At 67.4% G+C, this 16,828-nt stretch carries 16 protein-coding genes; 9 read left to right on the top strand and 7 right to left on the bottom strand.

Going from position 1 to position 16,828, the window contains the following annotated elements:
* Positions 1-59: 59 nt before the first annotated feature.
* Together ACFQDH_RS14095 and ACFQDH_RS14090 are read right to left on the bottom strand one after the other, a co-directional pair.
* Entirely contained in the window at positions 60-869 is an 810-nt protein-coding gene (locus ACFQDH_RS14095) for an ABC-2 transporter permease (RefSeq protein ID WP_382402335.1), read from the bottom strand.
* Complete coding sequence (locus tag ACFQDH_RS14090) at positions 866-1,765, bottom strand: ABC transporter ATP-binding protein (protein WP_382402333.1); 900 nt, start codon at positions 1,763-1,765, stop codon at positions 866-868. Before ACFQDH_RS14090 ends, ACFQDH_RS14095 begins: the two co-directional genes overlap by 4 nt.
* A gap of 133 nt (positions 1,766-1,898) precedes the next feature.
* Here ACFQDH_RS14090 and ACFQDH_RS14085 point away from each other — a divergent pair, with 133 nt between their 5' ends.
* Together ACFQDH_RS14085 and ACFQDH_RS14080 are read left to right on the top strand one after the other, a co-directional pair.
* Entirely contained in the window at positions 1,899-3,098 is a 1,200-nt protein-coding gene (locus ACFQDH_RS14085; RefSeq protein ID WP_382402331.1) for a sensor histidine kinase, read from the top strand.
* Positions 3,085-3,756 (top strand): response regulator, encoded by a 672-nt coding sequence (locus ACFQDH_RS14080; RefSeq protein WP_382402329.1) that lies wholly within the window; start codon positions 3,085-3,087, stop codon positions 3,754-3,756. The genes ACFQDH_RS14085 and ACFQDH_RS14080 overlap by 14 nt, the downstream gene beginning before the upstream one ends.
* Before the next feature lie 16 nt (positions 3,757-3,772).
* On the opposite strand, the gene gcvT is transcribed toward ACFQDH_RS14080, so the two are convergent.
* Positions 3,773-4,876, bottom strand: a complete 1,104-nt coding sequence (gene gcvT / locus ACFQDH_RS14075; RefSeq protein ID WP_382402327.1) for a glycine cleavage system aminomethyltransferase GcvT — start codon at positions 4,874-4,876, stop codon at positions 3,773-3,775.
* 115 nt (positions 4,877-4,991) lie between these two features.
* On the opposite strand from gcvT, the gene ACFQDH_RS14070 reads away from it, so the two are divergent.
* Positions 4,992-6,494 (top strand): leucyl aminopeptidase, encoded by a 1,503-nt coding sequence (locus tag ACFQDH_RS14070; RefSeq protein WP_382402325.1) that lies wholly within the window; start codon positions 4,992-4,994, stop codon positions 6,492-6,494.
* 79 nt (positions 6,495-6,573) lie between these two features.
* Here the strand turns inward: ACFQDH_RS14070 and ACFQDH_RS14065 are convergent, their stop codons facing one another.
* A complete protein-coding gene (locus tag ACFQDH_RS14065) occupies positions 6,574-6,753 on the bottom strand; it encodes a DUF5302 domain-containing protein (RefSeq protein ID WP_382402323.1) in 180 nt (59 codons plus the stop codon).
* A gap of 293 nt (positions 6,754-7,046) precedes the next feature.
* Here ACFQDH_RS14065 and lpdA point away from each other — a divergent pair, with 293 nt between their 5' ends.
* From lpdA to ACFQDH_RS14050, 3 genes are all read left to right on the top strand, one after another.
* A complete protein-coding gene (lpdA, locus tag ACFQDH_RS14060) occupies positions 7,047-8,429 on the top strand; it encodes a dihydrolipoyl dehydrogenase (protein ID WP_382402321.1) in 1,383 nt (460 codons plus the stop codon).
* Positions 8,430-8,564: 135 nt separating this feature from the next.
* Positions 8,565-10,388, top strand: a complete 1,824-nt coding sequence (gene sucB / locus ACFQDH_RS14055) for a 2-oxoglutarate dehydrogenase, E2 component, dihydrolipoamide succinyltransferase (protein WP_382402319.1) — start codon at positions 8,565-8,567, stop codon at positions 10,386-10,388.
* 191 nt (positions 10,389-10,579) lie between these two features.
* A complete protein-coding gene (locus ACFQDH_RS14050; RefSeq protein WP_382402317.1) occupies positions 10,580-10,987 on the top strand; it encodes a VOC family protein in 408 nt (135 codons plus the stop codon).
* Between the two features lie 10 nt (positions 10,988-10,997).
* Here the strand turns inward: ACFQDH_RS14050 and ACFQDH_RS14045 are convergent, their stop codons facing one another.
* Positions 10,998-11,699, bottom strand: a complete 702-nt coding sequence (locus ACFQDH_RS14045; RefSeq protein ID WP_382402315.1) for a DUF6597 domain-containing transcriptional factor — start codon at positions 11,697-11,699, stop codon at positions 10,998-11,000.
* Between the two features lie 69 nt (positions 11,700-11,768).
* Here ACFQDH_RS14045 and ACFQDH_RS14040 point away from each other — a divergent pair, with 69 nt between their 5' ends.
* Both ACFQDH_RS14040 and ACFQDH_RS14035 read left to right on the top strand, forming a co-directional pair.
* Positions 11,769-12,713: a TIGR01777 family oxidoreductase gene (locus tag ACFQDH_RS14040; protein WP_382402313.1), complete on the top strand. Its 945-nt coding sequence runs from the start codon at positions 11,769-11,771 to the stop codon at positions 12,711-12,713.
* A gap of 19 nt (positions 12,714-12,732) precedes the next feature.
* Positions 12,733-13,167: a VOC family protein gene (locus ACFQDH_RS14035; RefSeq protein WP_382402311.1), complete on the top strand. Its 435-nt coding sequence runs from the start codon at positions 12,733-12,735 to the stop codon at positions 13,165-13,167.
* Positions 13,168-13,181: 14 nt separating this feature from the next.
* Here ACFQDH_RS14035 and ACFQDH_RS14030 read toward each other — a convergent pair whose 3' ends face one another.
* Complete coding sequence (locus ACFQDH_RS14030; RefSeq protein WP_382402309.1) at positions 13,182-14,195, bottom strand: acetamidase/formamidase family protein; 1,014 nt, start codon at positions 14,193-14,195, stop codon at positions 13,182-13,184.
* A 54-nt stretch (positions 14,196-14,249) separates the two neighbouring features.
* The gene (locus ACFQDH_RS14025; protein ID WP_382402307.1) at positions 14,250-15,749 is read right to left on the bottom strand and encodes a serine/threonine-protein kinase; all 1,500 of its coding nucleotides are present in this window, start codon (positions 15,747-15,749) and stop codon (positions 14,250-14,252) included.
* Positions 15,750-15,898: 149 nt separating this feature from the next.
* Between ACFQDH_RS14025 and ACFQDH_RS14020 the strand changes: the two genes are divergently transcribed.
* Positions 15,899-16,813: an MBL fold metallo-hydrolase gene (locus ACFQDH_RS14020; protein ID WP_382402305.1), complete on the top strand. Its 915-nt coding sequence runs from the start codon at positions 15,899-15,901 to the stop codon at positions 16,811-16,813.
* Positions 16,814-16,828 lie beyond the last annotated feature (15 nt).

Below are 16,828 nucleotides of genomic sequence, written 5' to 3'. Positions count from 1 at the left end.
AACTCCCCCGAGGTGTTCAGCGGGCTTCCCGCGGTGGCCCATCGACCACCTTGTGCGCGTCAGGCCGACTTGACCTCGCTGTGCGTCATCCGCCAGATACCGACGGCCATCGGCAGCGCCAGCCAGATCAGCAGCGACACGATCAGCTTCGGCCAGTCGTCGGCGTGCATCGAGCCGTCATACAGCGGGGAAAGCGTGCGGTTGGTGTCCGCCCACTTCGCCACGGACTCCGACCAGGAGAAGCTGCCCAGGATCGACCAGAGCGTCGGCAGGATCAGGAACGCGACGACCGCGCCCGGCGTGTTCTGGATCAGCATGCCGAAGGCGACCCCGATCGACATGTAGAGCAGTTGACCGACCACCACCCCGAGCACGACCTCCCAGCCGAGGCTCCATGACGGATCCCCTCCGCGCAGCGCGCCGGCCAACCCGGTGAAGGCGACGGCGCTGATCAGCGCGAGCACCACTCCCGCTACGCCCAGCACCAGCGCAGCTGTCCACTTGGCATAGGCGACGCGAGCACGTCGCGGCTCCAGGGTGAAGGTGACCAGGCCGGTTCGCTGGGACCACTCCGACGTCACGGCCAACACCCCGAGCAGCGGCAGAACCATCTGCAGCGGCAACGATGCGAGACCCAGGAAGTCGGTCAGGTTCTTGTCCTGGTCGGCCTTCCCGCTGAAGACTCCGATCAATCCGATCGCGATGACGAGAGCTGCGACCACGAGCACCAGCACGCGACCGGCGCGGGTATCGGTCAGCTTGCGCAACTCGAGCGAGATCAGTCGCGAGAATGGTATGCCGGACTCGGCACCGTCCAACCGGGACGGCATCGGCACTTTCTGCTCTTTCGTGGGCGTGGAGACGCTCATGCTGCAACTCCTTCGCGGGCGTCGTCGGCTGTGAGTTGCAGGAACATCTCCTCCAGCCCGGCCGAGCCGGCTTCGCGCAACTCGGTGAGGATGATCTGCTGTTGCAGCGCAAGCCGGCCGACCGCTCGCGGCTCGGCATCGGTGTGGATGCCGCCACCGTTCATCGGCGTCGCCTGGAAACCGCCGACCTCCAAGGCGGTTGCCAGGCGTGCGTCGTCGTCGCTGCGGACGGTGGTGCCTGCTGCGGACATCAGCTCCGCCTTCGATCCGTCGGCGACGATCTTGCCCCGGCCGATGACCACGAGGTGATCGGCGACGACCTCGATCTCGTGCAGCAGGTGCGACGAGAGCAGCACAGTGCCGCCCTCGTCGGCGAAGCCACGCAGCAGGCTGCGCATCCACCGGATACCCGCCGGGTCGAGTCCGTTCGCCGGCTCGTCCAGGATCAGCACGCGGGGATCGCCGAGCAGGGCATGCGCGATGCCCAGCCGCTGCCGCATCCCGAGCGAGTAGTTGCGCAACCGGCGTCGTGACTCCGCGGGGGTCAGGCCCACCAGCTCCAGCATCTCGTCGACGCGGCTGCGGTCCAGGCCCATCATGATCGCCCCGAGCGTCAAGATCTCGCGGCCGGTGCGGCCGTTGTGCTGTGCGGCTGCGTCGAGCAGGACGCCCACCTGCCGGCCCGGGTTGCCGAGTGCGGCATACGGCTTGCCGAGGACTGTGGCGACTCCACCGCTGGGTGGGGTGAGCCCGCAGATCATCCGCATGCAGGTCGACTTCCCGGCACCGTTGGGTCCAAGGAATCCGGTCACTGTCCCGGGTTCCACCCGGAACGACACGTCATCGACCGCGACATACGGTCCGTAGCGGCGAGTGAGGTTTTCGACTTCGATCATGGTGACAACGATGCCGCGACGCACGGTCGCCCCACATCGGTCGCAAGGCTGAACCTTCCTCCTACTTTGGTATGGCGTTCGAGAGACTCCTGGCCCTGCTGCGTGGGCGTACCTGCGTCTTACGCTGGCCGACGTGACCCTCGCCCTGCCCGGCATCAGCCGCCGTCGCCATCTGTGGGGTGAGGTATGGCGTGAGGTCGTCGCCGTCATACTCGGTGGCCTGCTGATGGCCGCCCAGATCGGTGGTGACGCCCGCGGGTATCGCGACCCGGGCACGTGGATCGTGTTCGATCTGGCGATCGGGGTCGCGGCCCTGGTGCTCTTGCATTGGCGGCGCCGTTGGCCGGTCGGGGTCTGCATCGTCCTGACCGCGTTGTCGGCGTTGTCGGTCGTCGCGTCCGCAGCTTCCTGCATTGCGCTGATCTCGCTGGCCACCCACCGACGCTGGCGACCGACACTCCTGTGTTGCGCCGAAGCGCTCGTCGCGGGTTACATCTTCCAACTGTTGTTCTTCACCGACGCGCACAACGGCTTCGGCGAATGGATCACCGACACGGTGATCGGGGTCCTCGCCGTCGCGCTGTGCGTGGCGATCGGTTGGGCCATCGGAGCACGCCGGCTCCTCGTCGCGAACCTGCGCACCCAACTCGCAGTCGCCGAGGATCGGCAACACCTGCGTGTGGAGCAGGCACGCGTCGCCGAACGAGCCCGCATCGCACGCGAGATGCACGACGTACTCGCCCACCGAATCTCAGTGATCGCAATGCATTCCGGCGCCCTTGCTTATCGCAAGGACCTGTCGCAGGACGAGTTGCACGAGTCGACGGCCATCATCCGGGACAACGCACACGCAGCTCTCACCGAATTGCGCGAGGTGCTCGGTGTCCTGCGCGACCCGACGGCAGCCGTCCTGCGTCCGGACGCGCCGCAACCCACTCTCGGCGATCTCCCCAACCTGGTCGCAACTCTCGAATCCACCGACGGCCCGGTCGACCTCACCATGCCCGACGACCTGAGCGGCCTGACCGAGCTGACCTCCCGCAACGCGTACCGCATCGTCCAGGAGGGCCTGACCAACCGTCGCAAGCACGCACCCGGGCAAGCCATGTCGATCGTTCTCTCCCACGACGACGACCTACGGCTCACCATGCGCAACGGCATGCCGGCGGTGACCGTGACGTCGGGGTCGAACGAACTACCCGACTCCGGACTCGGGCTCGTCGGGGCGACCGAGCGCGCCGAACTCGTCGGCGGCGAGCTCACGTCCGGCCGTGACAGGGCCGGCGACTTCGTGGTGCGTGCGCGACTACCGTGGCCCCGTGACGACTCCTGACGCACCGCCCATCCGCGTCCTGCTGGTCGATGACGACGCCCTCGTGCGCGCCGGATTGCGACTGATCCTGCGCGGTGCGCCCGACATCGACGTGTTGCCCGATGATCCGGCCGATGGCGCGGCGGGAGTGCAAGCTGCTCGCGCCCAGCGGCCTGACGTCATCCTGATGGACATCCGGATGCCCGGCACGGACGGCATTGAAGCCACCAAATCGATTGTCGCGCAGGGTGATTCACCGCACGTGATCGTGCTGACCACCTTCGACACCGATGATCTCATCGTGCAGGCGTTGCGTGCCGGAGCAAGCGGCTTCCTACTCAAGGACACGCCGCCGGAACGACTGGTGGACGCGGTGCGATCGGTCGCCGCAGGCGAACCCATCCTGTCGCCGAGCGTCACCCGTCAGCTGGTCGAAAAGATCACCGGAGCGCCGCCGAGCGGGTATGCCGCAGCGCGCGACCGACTGTCCGCACTGACCCAGCGTGAGCTCGAGGTCGCGCAGCTCGTCGGCGAAGGGCTGTCCAACGCCGACATCGCGGGTCAGCTCTACATGAGCGTGCCGACCGTGAAGGCGCACGTGTCACGGGTGCTGACCAAGCTGGACGCGGACAACAGGGTGCAGGTCGCGATCCTGGTGCACGACGCCCGCCAGGACTGAGGTTCTGCCTGGGGCGTCAGTCGACCTCGGTCTGCACGAACGGCGGCTTCACGACGACGGCAGGCAGCTCCCGCCCGCGGACATCGATGACGACCTCGTCGCCTTCCTGGGTGCCACGGTCCATCAGCGCGATCGCGATGCCGACCTTGAGCGTCGGCGACATGGTGCCCGAGGTGACCTCGCCGACGACGGTGCCGTCGGCGTTCTTGACCTCACAATGCGCACGCGGGATGCCTCGGCCGGTTGCCTTCAGACCCCAGGTGAGCCGGTAGCCGCCGGCCTCCTTCTGCGCGGCGAGCGCCTCCTTGCCCCAGAACGCGTCCTTGTTGCGGCCGACCGCCCAGCCCGCGCGGGCCATGTTCGGGGTGATCTTCATCGACAGCTCGTTGCCGTGCAGCGGGTAGCCCATCTCGGTGCGCAACGTGTCGCGTGCGCCGAGGCCGCACGGGAGTCCGTCATACGGCTTCATCGCCTCGACCAACGCGTCCCACAGTGCGGGTGTGTCGTCCCAGCGCGGGACCAGCTCGAAGCCCTTCTCACCGGTGTAACCCGACCGCAGCACGATGACTTCGCGGCCCTCCCATTGGGCGACGCCGAAGGACATGTAGTCCAGGTCGGTTGGCAGCCCGAGCGCCTCGACAACCTCCGGGGCCTTCGGGCCCTGTATGGCGATGATGCCGAATTCCGAGTGCTGGTCGGTGATCTCGAGACCTTCGGGGGCCTTCTCCTGCATCCGGCGGACGACCTCGGCGGTGTTCGCGGCGTTGGGCACGAGGAAGACCTCGTCATCCGACTTGAGGTACTGGATCAGGTCGTCGACCACGCCGGCGCTCGCGTCGTCGAGGCACATCGTGTACTGCGCCTTCGGCGGAGCAATCTTGCGCAGATCGTTGGTGAAGCAGCTGTTCACGAAGTCCGCAGCACCCTCGCCACGCACCAGCGCCTTGCCCAGGTGCGACACGTCGAAGATTCCGACCCGCTCACGGACCGCAGTGTGCTCACGCAGCACACCGCCGCCGGGGTACTCGATCGGCATCTGCCAACCACCGAAATCCGCCAGCTTCGCACCGAGTGCGACATGGCGTTCGTGCAAGGGGGACGTCTTCAACTCGTCGCTCATACGGGGCACCGTAGCGCCCCACGAAGGGCGTATCGTCGCCGGAGTCCAACCCTTGAGTAGCGCGGCACACCCACGCCGCGCCCCTGGGTCATCCGCACTAGGAGACGAAGTAGTTGTGCCGAGGTTGAACGTTGCCGACCAGTTGGTCGCCAAGAACAAGAGCGATGCACTGGTCGTGCTCGCGGTCCAGGACGGCGCGCAGGCTCAGGTCGCCGCGACACCTGCGCTGGAGTCGGAGGCGCGCGAGCACATCGATGCCAATCTGCTGGCGCTCTCGGCGACCGGCGCGGTCGATGAGATCATCCGGCTGGCCGGTGTCCCCGGTGTGCAGGGCACCGTCGTGGTGACCGGTTCCGGGCTGGCCGGTGCTCCGTCCGACGACGATACGGAGGCACTGCGTCGCGCCGCCGGCGCTGCAGTACGCGCCGTGTCCGGCAAAGCAGCCACCGTCACGATCGCGTTCCCCTCGTCCAGTGCCGTCCAGGTCGTCGCCACCGCCGAGGGCGCTCTCTTCGGGTCGTACAACTTCACGACATACAAGTCGAATGGCGGTGACACGAAACCGATTTCGAAGATCACCGTGCTGACGTCACTGGCCAAGGACAAGGACGTCAAGTCCGGCGTGCAGCAGGCGCAGGTCGTCGCCACACACCGGGCCTGGGCTCAGGACCTGGTCAACACTCCCCCGCTGGACCTCTACCCCGATTCGTTCGCGACGTCGGTCAAGGAGCACTTCGCGGGCAGCAAGGTGAAGGTCAAGGTGCTCGACGAGAAAGCCCTGGCCAAGGAGTCCTGCGGCGGCCTGATCGGTGTCGGCCGTGGCTCGGCCCGGCCACCCCGAATGGTCGTGCTCACCTACGAACCGACTCGCGCGAAGTCGCATCTCGCGTTCGTCGGCAAGGGCATCACGTTCGACTCCGGCGGCCTGTGCATCAAGCCCGCCGAAGGCATGGTGACGATGAAGTGCGACATGGCCGGCGCCGCCGCGGTCGCCGCCGCCACCGCCGCGATCGCCGAGCTCGGCCTGCCCGTCGCCGTCACGACCTATCTGTGCCTCGCTGAGAACCTCACCGGCTCCGACGCGCAGCGCCCCGGCGATGTCGTCACGATGCCGAACGGCCGAACTGTCGAGATCATCAACACCGACGCCGAGGGGCGGCTGGTGATGGCAGACGGTCTTGCGCTCGCCTCCCGCCAGGAACCGGACCTGCTCATCGACGTCGCGACGCTGACCGGTGCCGCCGTGTTGTCGCTCGGCACGCGCACCGCCGCCGTGCTCGGCAACAACGACGGCGTGCGCGACGAGGTTCTCGCAGCCGCCGGTGCGGCCGGTGAGGACCTATGGCCGATCCCGCTGCTGCAGCACCTGCGCTCAGGCATGAAATCGCTCGTCGCCGACACCAAGCACACCGGCGCCCGACAGGGCGGCATGATCGTGGCGTCGCTGTTCCTGCAGGACTTCGTCGGCGACGACGCGGACGGAGCGCAGCTGCCGTGGGCGCACCTGGACATCGCCGGCCCGGCATACTCCACCGACGACGCCTACGGGTATGTCGGCAAGGGCGCCTCCGGGTATGGCGTGCGCACCCTCGTGCAGCTCGCCCGCAGCCGCGGCTGAGGCTGACGCAACAGCTCACAACAAAGGGAATCCCACACCGTGACGGTGTGGGATTCCCTTTGTTGGTGCGTGGATTCGATCATCCGGACTTGCGGCGGAACATCTGCTGGGCGCCACTGGTCTCAGCATCGTGTGCGCCGTTGACCTTCGCGCGCCCCGATTTATCCGAGACATCGGTGCCGCCGTGTGCGTGCTTCTTGTCCAAGGCCTCGCGGAACTTGCGCTTGACCTCGTCACTGGGTCCAGGTTTATCGGTCATCGGTAGGGCCTCCAACACATCGGTGAATCCACACTCTCGCATGTGGGGGCGTGGTCGCCACCACATAACGGTCCTGTCGCCGCGCCGTCGTCATACCGCTGCCACGCGACGAGTCGGCAAGTGCCAAGATTGGCGATGGCACCTTCGCCTCCGCCAGGAAGTTTGTTCTGGACAGGCACTGGAAGCTTGGGGTGTGTTGGCGTTGCGGGAGCTTGCGACACGCAACGCCAACGCAGAACAAGCATCTGGGTGTCACCGACATTCATCGCGAGACGCAAGGGAGCGTTCCGAGTATGACGGCATCTGCCGACAACTTTGACCTGGTGATCCTCGGTGGCGGTAGCGGCGGATACGCCTGCGCCTTCCGTGCAGCCGAACTCGGTCTGCGGGTTGCCCTCGTCGAGAAGGACAAGGTCGGCGGCACCTGCCTGCACCGCGGCTGCATCCCGACCAAGGCATTGCTGCACGCCGCCGAGGTTGCCGACAGCGCACGCGAGGGTTCGAAGTTCGGGGTCAAGACGACCTTCGAGTCCGTCGACATGGCCGGCGTGCACTCCTACAAGGACGGCGTCATCGGTCGTCTCTACAAGGGCCTGCAGGGGCTGGTGAAGTCGCACGACATCACGTTCGTGGAGGGCACCGGCCGCCTCAGCTCACCGAGCACGGTCACTGTCGGTGACCGGGTGCTCACCGGCAAGAACGTCGTGCTCGCCACCGGCTCCTACGCCAAGACGCTGCCGAGCGTCGAGATCGGCGGTCACATCGTCACCAGTGACCAGGCGCTCAGCATCGACCACGTCCCGTCGCGCGTCATCGTTCTCGGTGGTGGCGTCATCGGGGTCGAATTCGCTTCTGTATTCTCGTCATTCGGCTCCGAAGTCACCATCGTGGAAGCACTACCACGACTGGTCGCGGCCGAGGACGAGGCGATCTCCAAGCAGCTCGAACGCGCCTTCAAGAAGCGCAAGATCAAGGCGCTGACAAACGCCAAGCTCGCGTCCGCGACCCAACAGGGTGACGAGGTGACGGTGACGCTGGAGTCCGGCGACACCATCACCGCCGACCTGTTGCTCGTGGCTGTCGGTCGTGGTCCAGTCACCGACGACCTCGGGTATGCCGAGGCCGGCGTCACCATCGACCGGGGTTTCGTCATCACCGACGAGCGCTGCCGGACCGGCGTGCCCGGCGTCTACGCCGTCGGCGACATCGTGCCCGGCCTGCAGCTCGCACACCGTGGCTTCGCGCAGGGCATCTTCGTGGCGGAGGACATCGCGGGCAAGGCGCCGACCCCGATCGACGAGTCCGGCATACCGCGCGTCACCTACTGCGATCCTGAGATCGCGTCGGTCGGCCTCACCGAGGCCGCTGCGCGTGAGAAGCACGGCGACTCCACGACCAGCTACGACTACAATCTCGGCGGCAACGGCAAGAGTCAGATCCTGCAGACCCAGGGTTTCGTGAAGGTCGTTCGCGCAGGCGACACCGGCGCGGTCGTCGGTGTGCACATGATCGGTGCCCGGATGGGTGAGCAGGTCGGCGAGGCTCAGCTCATCGTCGGCTGGGAGGCCCTGCCCGATGACGTCGCATCGCTCATCCACGCTCACCCGACCCAGAACGAAGCACTCGGCGAGGCTCATCTGGCCCTCGCCGGGAAACCTTTGCACGCTCATGCGTGAGATAACTGAAGTTAATTCTGAACAAGCACAGGAGACTTGGGATGCGTCGGCGTTGCAGGGAGCTTGCGACTCGCAACGCCAACGCAGAACAAGCCTCACTGAACGTCAGCCCCAAGATCTAGGAGACTTGAGTCCATGTCTGAACGCGTGACAATGCCCGCACTTGGCGAGTCGGTGACCGAGGGCACCGTGACTCGATGGCTCAAGCAGGTCGGCGAGGCGGTCGCAGTCGACGAACCGTTGCTCGAGGTCTCCACCGACAAGGTCGACACCGAGATCCCCTCCCCCGTCGCCGGCACGCTGCAAGAGGTGCTCGTCGAGGAGGACGAGACCGTCCCCGTCGGCGCGGACCTCGCAGTGATCGGTGACGGCGCTGCTGCTCCGGCGAGCGACTCCGGGTCTGGTGACCAGGCCGCTTCGGCACCGGCGCAGGAGTCCGCAGCTCCGGCGGAGGCGCCGGCTGCCGAGCCGGCGCCCGCCCCCGAACCGGCGCCCGCGCCCGAGGCACCCAAGGAAGCTCCTGCATCGTCCGGTGGCGAGGTCACCGGCGGCGAGAAGATCACCATGCCGGCGCTCGGCGAGTCCGTCACCGAGGGCACCATCACTCGCTGGCTGAAGGCCGAGGGCGACGACGTCGAGGTTGACGAGCCGCTGCTCGAGGTCTCCACCGACAAGGTCGACACCGAGGTACCGTCCCCCGTCGCCGGCAAGCTGAGCAAGATCCTGGTGCAGGAGGACGAGACCGTCCCGGTCGGCGCCGAGCTGGCAGTGATCGGTGGCGAAGCCTCCGGGGGCTCGGCACCCGCTGCGGAGAAGCCGGCCGAGAAGCCTGCGGAGCCGGCCAAGGAAGAGGCGCCGGCACAGCCTGAGCAGGCGAAGCAGGAGGCTCCCGCACCGGCGCCTGCTGCCGCCCCGGCTCCCGCTGCTGCTCCGGCCCCGGCTCAGCCCGCACAGCCGGCCGCACCCGCGCAGGCGCCTGCGCCGGCCACAGCACCTGCTGCACCGGCCGCGTCGAGTGGTTCCGGCGATCGCGAGCCGGCGTCATACGTCACGCCACTTGTGCGCAAGCTCGCCGCCGAGAACGGCGTCGACCTGTCCAACGTCACCGGCACCGGTGTCGGTGGCCGCATCCGCAAGCAGGACGTCCTCGAGGCCGCCAAGCCGGCCGAGCCGGAGCCCGCAGCGGCGCCGGAAGCAGCACCCGCACCGGCCGCTGGGTCGGCCAAACCGGCTTCGGTTCCAGAGGTTTCCGCCAAGCGCGGTACTACCGAGAAGATGACTCGCATGCGCAAGCTCATCGCGACGCGCATGGTCGAGTCGCTGCAGGTCTCGGCTCAGCTCACCACCGTCGTCGAGGTCGACGTCACCAAGGTTGCCCGGTTGCGGGCACGCAACAAGACGGGGTTCGAGCAGCGCGAGGGCGTCAAGCTCAGCTTCATGCCCTTCTTCGCGCTGGCCGCGGTGGAGGCGCTGAAGGCCTACCCGCAGGTGAATGCAAGTGTCGAGGGTGACTCGATCGTCTATCACCCGCAGGAGAACCTCGGCATCGCTGTTGACACCGACCGCGGTCTGATGGTGCCGGTCATTCGCGACGCCGGTGACCTCAACATCGCCGGGCTGTCCCGCAAGATCGCCGATCTCGCCGAGCGGACCCGCACCAACAAGGTCAAGCCGGACGAGCTGGGTGGCGGCACGTTCACGCTGACCAACACCGGCAGCCGCGGCGCGCTCTTCGACACCCCGATCATCAACCAGCCGCAGGTCGGCATCCTGGGCACCGGCACGGTCGTGAAGCGACCCGTTGTCGTCACCGACGCCGACGGCGGCGAGACGATCGCGATCCGCTCGATGGTCTACCTGGCGCTGTCCTACGACCACCGGATCGTCGACGGCGCAGACGCCGCTCGCTTCCTGGTGGCGATGAAGGAACGCCTTGAGGAAGGTGCCTTCGAGGTCTGACGAAGCGCACGCCGCGACGACGATCGCGGGACGGCCGGATCTGCTGCGAGCTTGCGAGCAGCGACCCGGCCGCTGTGCGTGAGGAGTGCGGCCAAAGACACAGCGAAATGGCCCCGGGAGTTGATCCCGGGGCCATTTCACATGTCCGAAATGTTCAAGACGCTTGCCATGTCCCGCCATACCTTGGTCGTATGACGAAGACACCCACCTTCACCGCAACTCTGGACATGGTCGGCATCGTGACCGCCGACCCCGGACGGTCTCTCGCGTTCTATCGTGCCCTCGGGCTGCCGATCCCCGAGGGCCTCGACGACGCACCCCACGTCGAAGTCACCTCGGGAGGCATGCGTCTCGCCTGGGACCCGGAGTCGACCGTGCGTTCGTTCCATCCCAGCTGGGAGCCGGTGCGCGGTGGCCGGATCGGGCTGGCGTTCCTGGTGGATTCGGCCGCCAGGGTCGACGAGCTGTATGCAGCCGTTGTCGCTGCCGGGTTCGACGGCGTGCTCGAACCGTTCGACGCTCCGTGGGGCCAGCGATACGCAACGCTGCACGACCCGGACGGAAATGGTGTGGACGTGTTCGCACCGTTGAGTGACTGAGCCAGGCCGCTCAGCGGGCGCGTTCGGCCAGCAAGGTGGACAGCGTGACACCGGCCAATATGCGCGCCTCCCGCGACAGATGTGCCTGATCTGAGAATCCTTGCGCTGCAGCTGTTTCCGCGGGTGTGCCGCCCGCGAGCAGCGCGCACCATGCCCGCTGGAATCGCGCGATCCGATGCAATCGTTTCGGGCCGTAGCCGAACGCCTGATGCGAGCGACGCTGGAACTGCCGAGGACTGAGATCGACCGAGCGCGCGAGGGCAGCCATCGGCGCGCCGGAAGCCGCCAACCGGGCAACCCGAAGGTGCAGCGGGTCGGGAGTCAACGGTCCCAACTCACGCATCAGCGCGCCCGCGACGGTCTCGTCGCTGGCAGGCGACTCGCCAAGCCGTGCCGCCGTGTCCTCGATCCGTTGCCGCCTGCCACGAGCCCAGACATCGGTCAACGGGACGAACCGGTCCGTGAGCTCGTCGGCCGGTGTTCCGAGCGCCGCCGGGCCGACTCCGCTGGCGAAGCGCAGCCCCACCCAACGAACCCCGGGTGGGGCCTGCGCCACCGTTGCGGTCGTGTCGGGTCCGGCGACGAGCAAGCGACCGCTGTGCCAGATCAGGTCCAGGCACCCGTCGGGCAACACTCGTTCAACGCTGCCGTCACTGGTGCTCGACCAGGCGGTCACGCCGGCGCACAGCCGCCACTCCCGATAGGTGCTCACCGGTTCATCCTGCCAGCCCCCCACCGACATACGTCGTTTTCGTGGCGGCATCGCCACCGGTGTAGTTGCATGGAGCAGGCAGCATTCCGCCCGACTGATCAGGAGATCACCATGCGCGTCGCAATCAGCGGCTCATCCGGGCTCATCGGCACCGCGCTCAGCCGCGCCCTGCTCGAACGCGGCGACGAGGTCGTGCGGCTGGTACGTCGTCCAGTGACAGCGCCGAACGAAATCAGCTGGGATCCGGCTCGTGGCGAACTGGATCACGCTGCCCTGCATGGTGTTTCGGCAGTCGTCAATCTCGCCGGAGCAGGTATCGGTGACAAACGGTGGACATCTGCATACAAACGACTGCTGGTCGACTCCCGGGTCCACAGCACCGCGACGATCGCCCGGGCGATCGAACACCTGGACGGCCCGATCCGGTTGGTGAACGGCTCGGCGATGGGCTATTACGGCGACCGTGGGGAGGAGATCGTCGACGAGGACTCGACGCCGGGCGAGGGATTCCTGGTCGACCTGGTGGTCGCGTGGGAGTCAGCGACGGCACCGGCAACCGCTGCCGGAGCTTCAGTGGCGATCGCGCGCACCGGTCTGATCGTCTCCCCGGCCGGTGGGCTGATGGCACGCGTTCTGCCGCTGGCCAGACTGGGACTCGCCGGGCCGCTCGGCAACGGCCGGCAGTGGTGGTCCTGGATCACGCTCACCGACGAGGTCCGCGCGTTGATGCACCTTATCGACCATCCGGAGATCACCGGCCCGGTGAACCTGTCGGTCGCCGCCGACGCCGCCGTCCGGCAGAAGGACGCCATGCACGCCCTCGGGGAGCAACTGCACCGGCCGTCGTTCCTCCCGGCGCCCGCACCAGCGCTGCGTGTGGTGCTCGGCGAAATGGCCGGTGACGCCCTCGCAAGCACCCGTATGGCGCCAAAGGTCTTGCAACACAGCGGTTTCGCGTGGACCCACACCGACATCAGCGCCGCGATGCGATATGCCGCACAGGGCAGCCATTGAGGCACGCTAGGTTGCCCAGATGACCGCATCCTCGCAGCTGCCACCTTTCCACCTCGCCCTCCCCGTCGCGGATATCGACGCCGCACGGCACTTCTACGGCGAGGTGCTCGGCTTCCCGCGCGGCCGGTCCGACGAGCGATGGACCGACTGGAACGTCGACGGACATCAGGTGGTCACCCATCAGGTGGACAACCACACCCGCGCGGTCGCCGGCACCAATTCCGTCGACGGCCATCAGGTCCCGGTGCCGCATTTCGGTCTGGTGCTGAGCGTCGAGCACTTCCAGCAACTGGCGAAGCGCCTCACCGATGCGAGCGTCGAGTTCGTGATCGAACCCTACGTGCGATTCGCGGGCGAGCCGGGTGAGCAGTGGACGATGTTCTTCCTGGATCCGTCGGGAAATGCATTGGAATTCAAGGCATTCCGCGATCCGTCACAGCTGTTTGCGGTCTGAATGGCCGAGAGCCGTCAACCGAGCCCGGCTGCCAGTGCACGTAACCGGGCATGCACTCCGCCATACGCGCTGAAGCCGGGCAGGTGCGACTTCGCGACCTTGCCGACGACCGTGTAGTTGGAGTCGCACACGTTTGCGACCGGGGTGAGCGCTGTCTGCGAGACCAGTTGATAAGCGTCCATCGACGACAGGTTCAGGCCGCCCGCGATCCAGTGCACCAGGTCGACGTGGCTGATCCGGAAGGCGTCCTCGAGCGGCCGCGTCGAGCCGGTCGACATGATGTGTATGTCGTCCTCGAGCCGCGGCCACGGGGTCGGGACGCCCTTGATCAGCTCGACCGCGAAGGTCGTGTCCATCGCCGTCTCGACGGCGACGCCGCACGTCTCGCCTTCCCCCTGCCGAGCGTGGCCATCACCAAGGCTGAGCAGGGCGCCCGGCACATTGACGCCGAGGTAACACGTTGTGCCAGCACGCATTTCGGGGGTGTCCATGTTGCCACCCCACGATCCGGGGGTGAGCGCCGAACGCACTTCACCCAACGGTGGCGCGACACCGACCGTGCCGTGCATCGGCTCCATCGGCAGGTCGATCGTGAGGTCGGAGTCCAGCGCGTGGTACCGCACCAGGCGTGCCGCGACGTCCAGGTCGTAGATCCACGTGCGCTCCGGCAGCGGCTCGTGGAGCAGCGCCGTGTAGGGCGTCGTGGTCAGTGCACCGAAGAGCGGGATCGTCGTAGAGACGCCGAAGTCCACGCTCGGCGTGATCGAGCAGAAGTGCACTGCGATCGTGTCGCCCGGCTCGGCGCCCTCGATGTGGAAGGGCCCGGTCTGCGGGTTGATGAACCTGGTGTCCATGACCTGCGACGCCATGTCGCTCTCGCGACGCACCCGACCGCCGTAGCAATCGGCAGTCCAGGTCGACACCACCGTTCCCGGCCGGATCGTGGCGACCGGCTCGGCACCACCGAACGTGTAAACGAGCCCCTCCGGGTCCGCGTCCTTGTCGACCTCGTGACGGACGACCTCCATGCGTGGCTCCTCAGCGTCTCAGCAGCGGTTGTCCTCGACTGTATGCCGGAATGGCTAACCGTTGGCTGCTTCCGCCCAATCCACCACTCGCCAACCGGATTTGGTCCATTGCACCGACAGATCCGTCTGTTGCCCGGCGGCCGCGGGCACGGTCCGGCGCCCGTTGGCGGTGACGACGTCATATGCCGAACGATCGATCATCGCGGTCACATGGACGACGTCACCGGCGCCCTGTTCGACCTGTGCCGAGCGAACGGTGAACTTCAATCCGGCGTAGCGCACCTTCCGGTCGGCTGCGATGCGCAGATCCTTGCTGTCCCGCTGGTATGCCGGGGAACCGGCCAGCTCGGCCGCGTCGAGCCGGTCCCGATCACCGTGGGTCCACGCTGCAGCACGCGCTGCAGCGAGCTGCTGGACGACGCGCTCCGGTTGGGAGCCCAGGGTCGCAGCTGATGTCTTCGGCGTTCCGGTTGCGTTCGACGGTGTTGCCTTCGCCGTCGTCGATTTCGCTGCCACTCTCTTCGTCGCCCGGGTGGTCTTGGACGCCGCCGTCGACGGGCCGCGCTCGGCGGCCCGGGCCGGGTCGGCTGACGGCCCGGAGCCGAACCCGGTCACACCGAGCGCAACGGCGCCTCCGACCACGGCTGCGCCGGCCAGCAGCCACCGGCCCTTCGTGGACACCCGCTTGCCACCGTCCGCCGGCTCCGCCGTCAGCTGCTTCGCGTCGGCCGCCGCCTGCGCGCGAATTCGCCGGGTGAGTGCGTCTGCTTCGTTGCTCGGTGGCGCGGCAACGGCCGCCCGACGGGCCGGCGAGCCCTGCACGGGCGCAGGCTCCGGAGTCGCACACTGCCACAGCGCGATCGCGAACTCACCTGGCAGGGGTCGCGCTGAATCCGTATGTGCGAGAGCGGCGTTGACCAGATCGCGCAACTCGTCCGACACTTCGGGTGCGAGCTCGGAGAGATCGGGCCGCAGGGCCGCCGGCTCCGGCGGTGCACCGGTCAGCGCCCGCCAGGCGATCGCGCCGAGTGAGTAGACGTCCGAAGCGGGAACAGGGCTGCCGCCGGCGAGTACCTCTGGGGCGGCCCACGACTCGGTCGCCCACACCTCCTCGCCCGCGTGTCCGGCGAGCCGCGACATACCCAGATCGCCGATCAACGGCTTCCCGTCCGCAGTCAGCAGCACGTTTCCCGGACTCAGGTCACCGTGCACGAGACCCAGGCCGTGCAGGTCGTGCAATGCCCGGGCCACCGGACACAGCACGGTCACCAACTCCCCCGGCGTCAGCACGCCCCGGCGGGCGAGGGTGTCGGCCAGCGAGCCACCCTCGGCGAGCTCCAGGATCAAAGCGGTGCCGACCGGGTCGGTCGACAGGTCGACCACGACATCCTGCAGACGCACCACATGGTCGTGCCGCAGTGCCTGGAGCACGCTCAGCTCATAGTCAAGTTGCTCCAGGTCAGCGTCGAAAACCTTTGCGGCCAGGCGGATCCCGTCGGGGTCGCGCACTGACCAGACCGCTCCGGTTGCACCGCGCCCGAGCAGGTCGAGCACGTCATACCCCGGCAGCTCGGGGCGCCTCGGGGGTCCTCCGGTCCTGTGTCCACGGACAGCACGGTGGCACGGTCGAGGACTTCCCCGCAGAAGTTGTCCACAGGCTCATTTCGGCAGCGCAGCCGAGCCACGTTTGCGACCATGGTTCCATGACCGTGTTGCCCGAGGGCGTACTTCGCGACGCTGAACCACTCGACGCACCGTGGGACTGCGTCGACAAGGACGCCAGCCAGCAGGTGAAGCTGCAGGTCCGCGCGATCGATGAGGCGATCTTCGCGCTGCGCCAGTCGTCCCGAGTGAGCCCGGAAGCGCCCATCGGCTACCTCCTCTGCGGCACCGAGCGCGCGCTCCTGCTGGACACCGGGGACGCGAAAGAGGCCGCGCAATGCCCGATCCGTGCCACCGTGGACGTGCTCCTTGACGAATGGTCCGAGTCGCACGGAGTCGCGCGCCTGCCGCTTGTCGTCGCACACACGCATGGTCACAACGACCACACCGAGGGTGACGCCCAGTTCGCCGGCCGGCCGGATACGACGATCGTGGCCAAGGATGTCGAGGCGGTGCACCGCTTCTTCGGATTGACCGAAACCGTCGGAACAACAACGACATTCGATCTCGGGGAGCGCACTCTGCTCATCGCTCCGACACCGGGTCACGATGCCCGTTCGATCACCACGATCGACCCGGCCGCCGGGTTGATGTTCAGCGGAGACACCGCCTATCCCGGTCGCCTGTATGTCGATGATCTGCCTGCGGCAAAGCTCTCGCTGGCCGCGATGGTCGACCTCGCGGAGACTCACGACATACACACGGTCCTCGGTGCTCACGTGGAGAACGACCGGCACGGTCGTGACTACCCGGTCCTGACCCGTTTCCACCGGGACGAGGCACCGTTCACCCTGACGACCGCGCAACTCCGCGCCCTGCGTGACGATGTGCAGCGTGCCGACGGCAACGGCGTGCACACCGGCGACCCGATGACGCTGTATGTCGGCAAGGCGTACTGGCCGATGCTCAAGCTGCTCGCGCGCGGCGTGGCGTGGCGCCTCACGGGGCGCGGCTGACGCGCTGCCGATCGC

The sequence above is a fragment of the Flexivirga alba genome, from assembly GCF_042661025.1.
Lineage (GTDB): Bacteria > Actinomycetota > Actinomycetes > Actinomycetales > Dermatophilaceae > Flexivirga > Flexivirga alba.
The sequence above is the reverse complement of the archived record's forward strand: the minus strand, read 5'-3'. Positions and strand labels throughout refer to the sequence as shown.

Bases quoted from the DNA above. Each gene is read 5' to 3' on its own strand.
- ACFQDH_RS14095 (WP_382402335.1), bottom strand. From the start codon at position 869: ATGAGCGTCTCCACGCCCACGAAAGAGCAGAAAGTGCCGATGCCGTCC.
- ACFQDH_RS14090 (WP_382402333.1), bottom strand. From the start codon at position 1,765: ATGATCGAAGTCGAAAACCTCACTCGCCGCTACGGACCGTATGTCGCG.
- gcvT (WP_382402327.1), bottom strand. From the start codon at position 4,876: ATGAGCGACGAGTTGAAGACGTCCCCCTTGCACGAACGCCATGTCGCA.
- ACFQDH_RS14065 (WP_382402323.1), bottom strand. From the start codon at position 6,753: ATGACCGATAAACCTGGACCCAGTGACGAGGTCAAGCGCAAGTTCCGC.
- lpdA (WP_382402321.1), top strand. From the start codon at position 7,047: ATGACGGCATCTGCCGACAACTTTGACCTGGTGATCCTCGGTGGCGGT.
- sucB (WP_382402319.1), top strand. From the start codon at position 8,565: ATGTCTGAACGCGTGACAATGCCCGCACTTGGCGAGTCGGTGACCGAG.
- ACFQDH_RS14050 (WP_382402317.1), top strand. From the start codon at position 10,580: ATGACGAAGACACCCACCTTCACCGCAACTCTGGACATGGTCGGCATC.
- ACFQDH_RS14040 (WP_382402313.1), top strand. From the start codon at position 11,769: ATGGAGCAGGCAGCATTCCGCCCGACTGATCAGGAGATCACCATGCGC.
- ACFQDH_RS14035 (WP_382402311.1), top strand. From the start codon at position 12,733: ATGACCGCATCCTCGCAGCTGCCACCTTTCCACCTCGCCCTCCCCGTC.
- ACFQDH_RS14030 (WP_382402309.1), bottom strand. From the start codon at position 14,195: ATGGAGGTCGTCCGTCACGAGGTCGACAAGGACGCGGACCCGGAGGGG.
- ACFQDH_RS14020 (WP_382402305.1), top strand. From the start codon at position 15,899: ATGACCGTGTTGCCCGAGGGCGTACTTCGCGACGCTGAACCACTCGAC.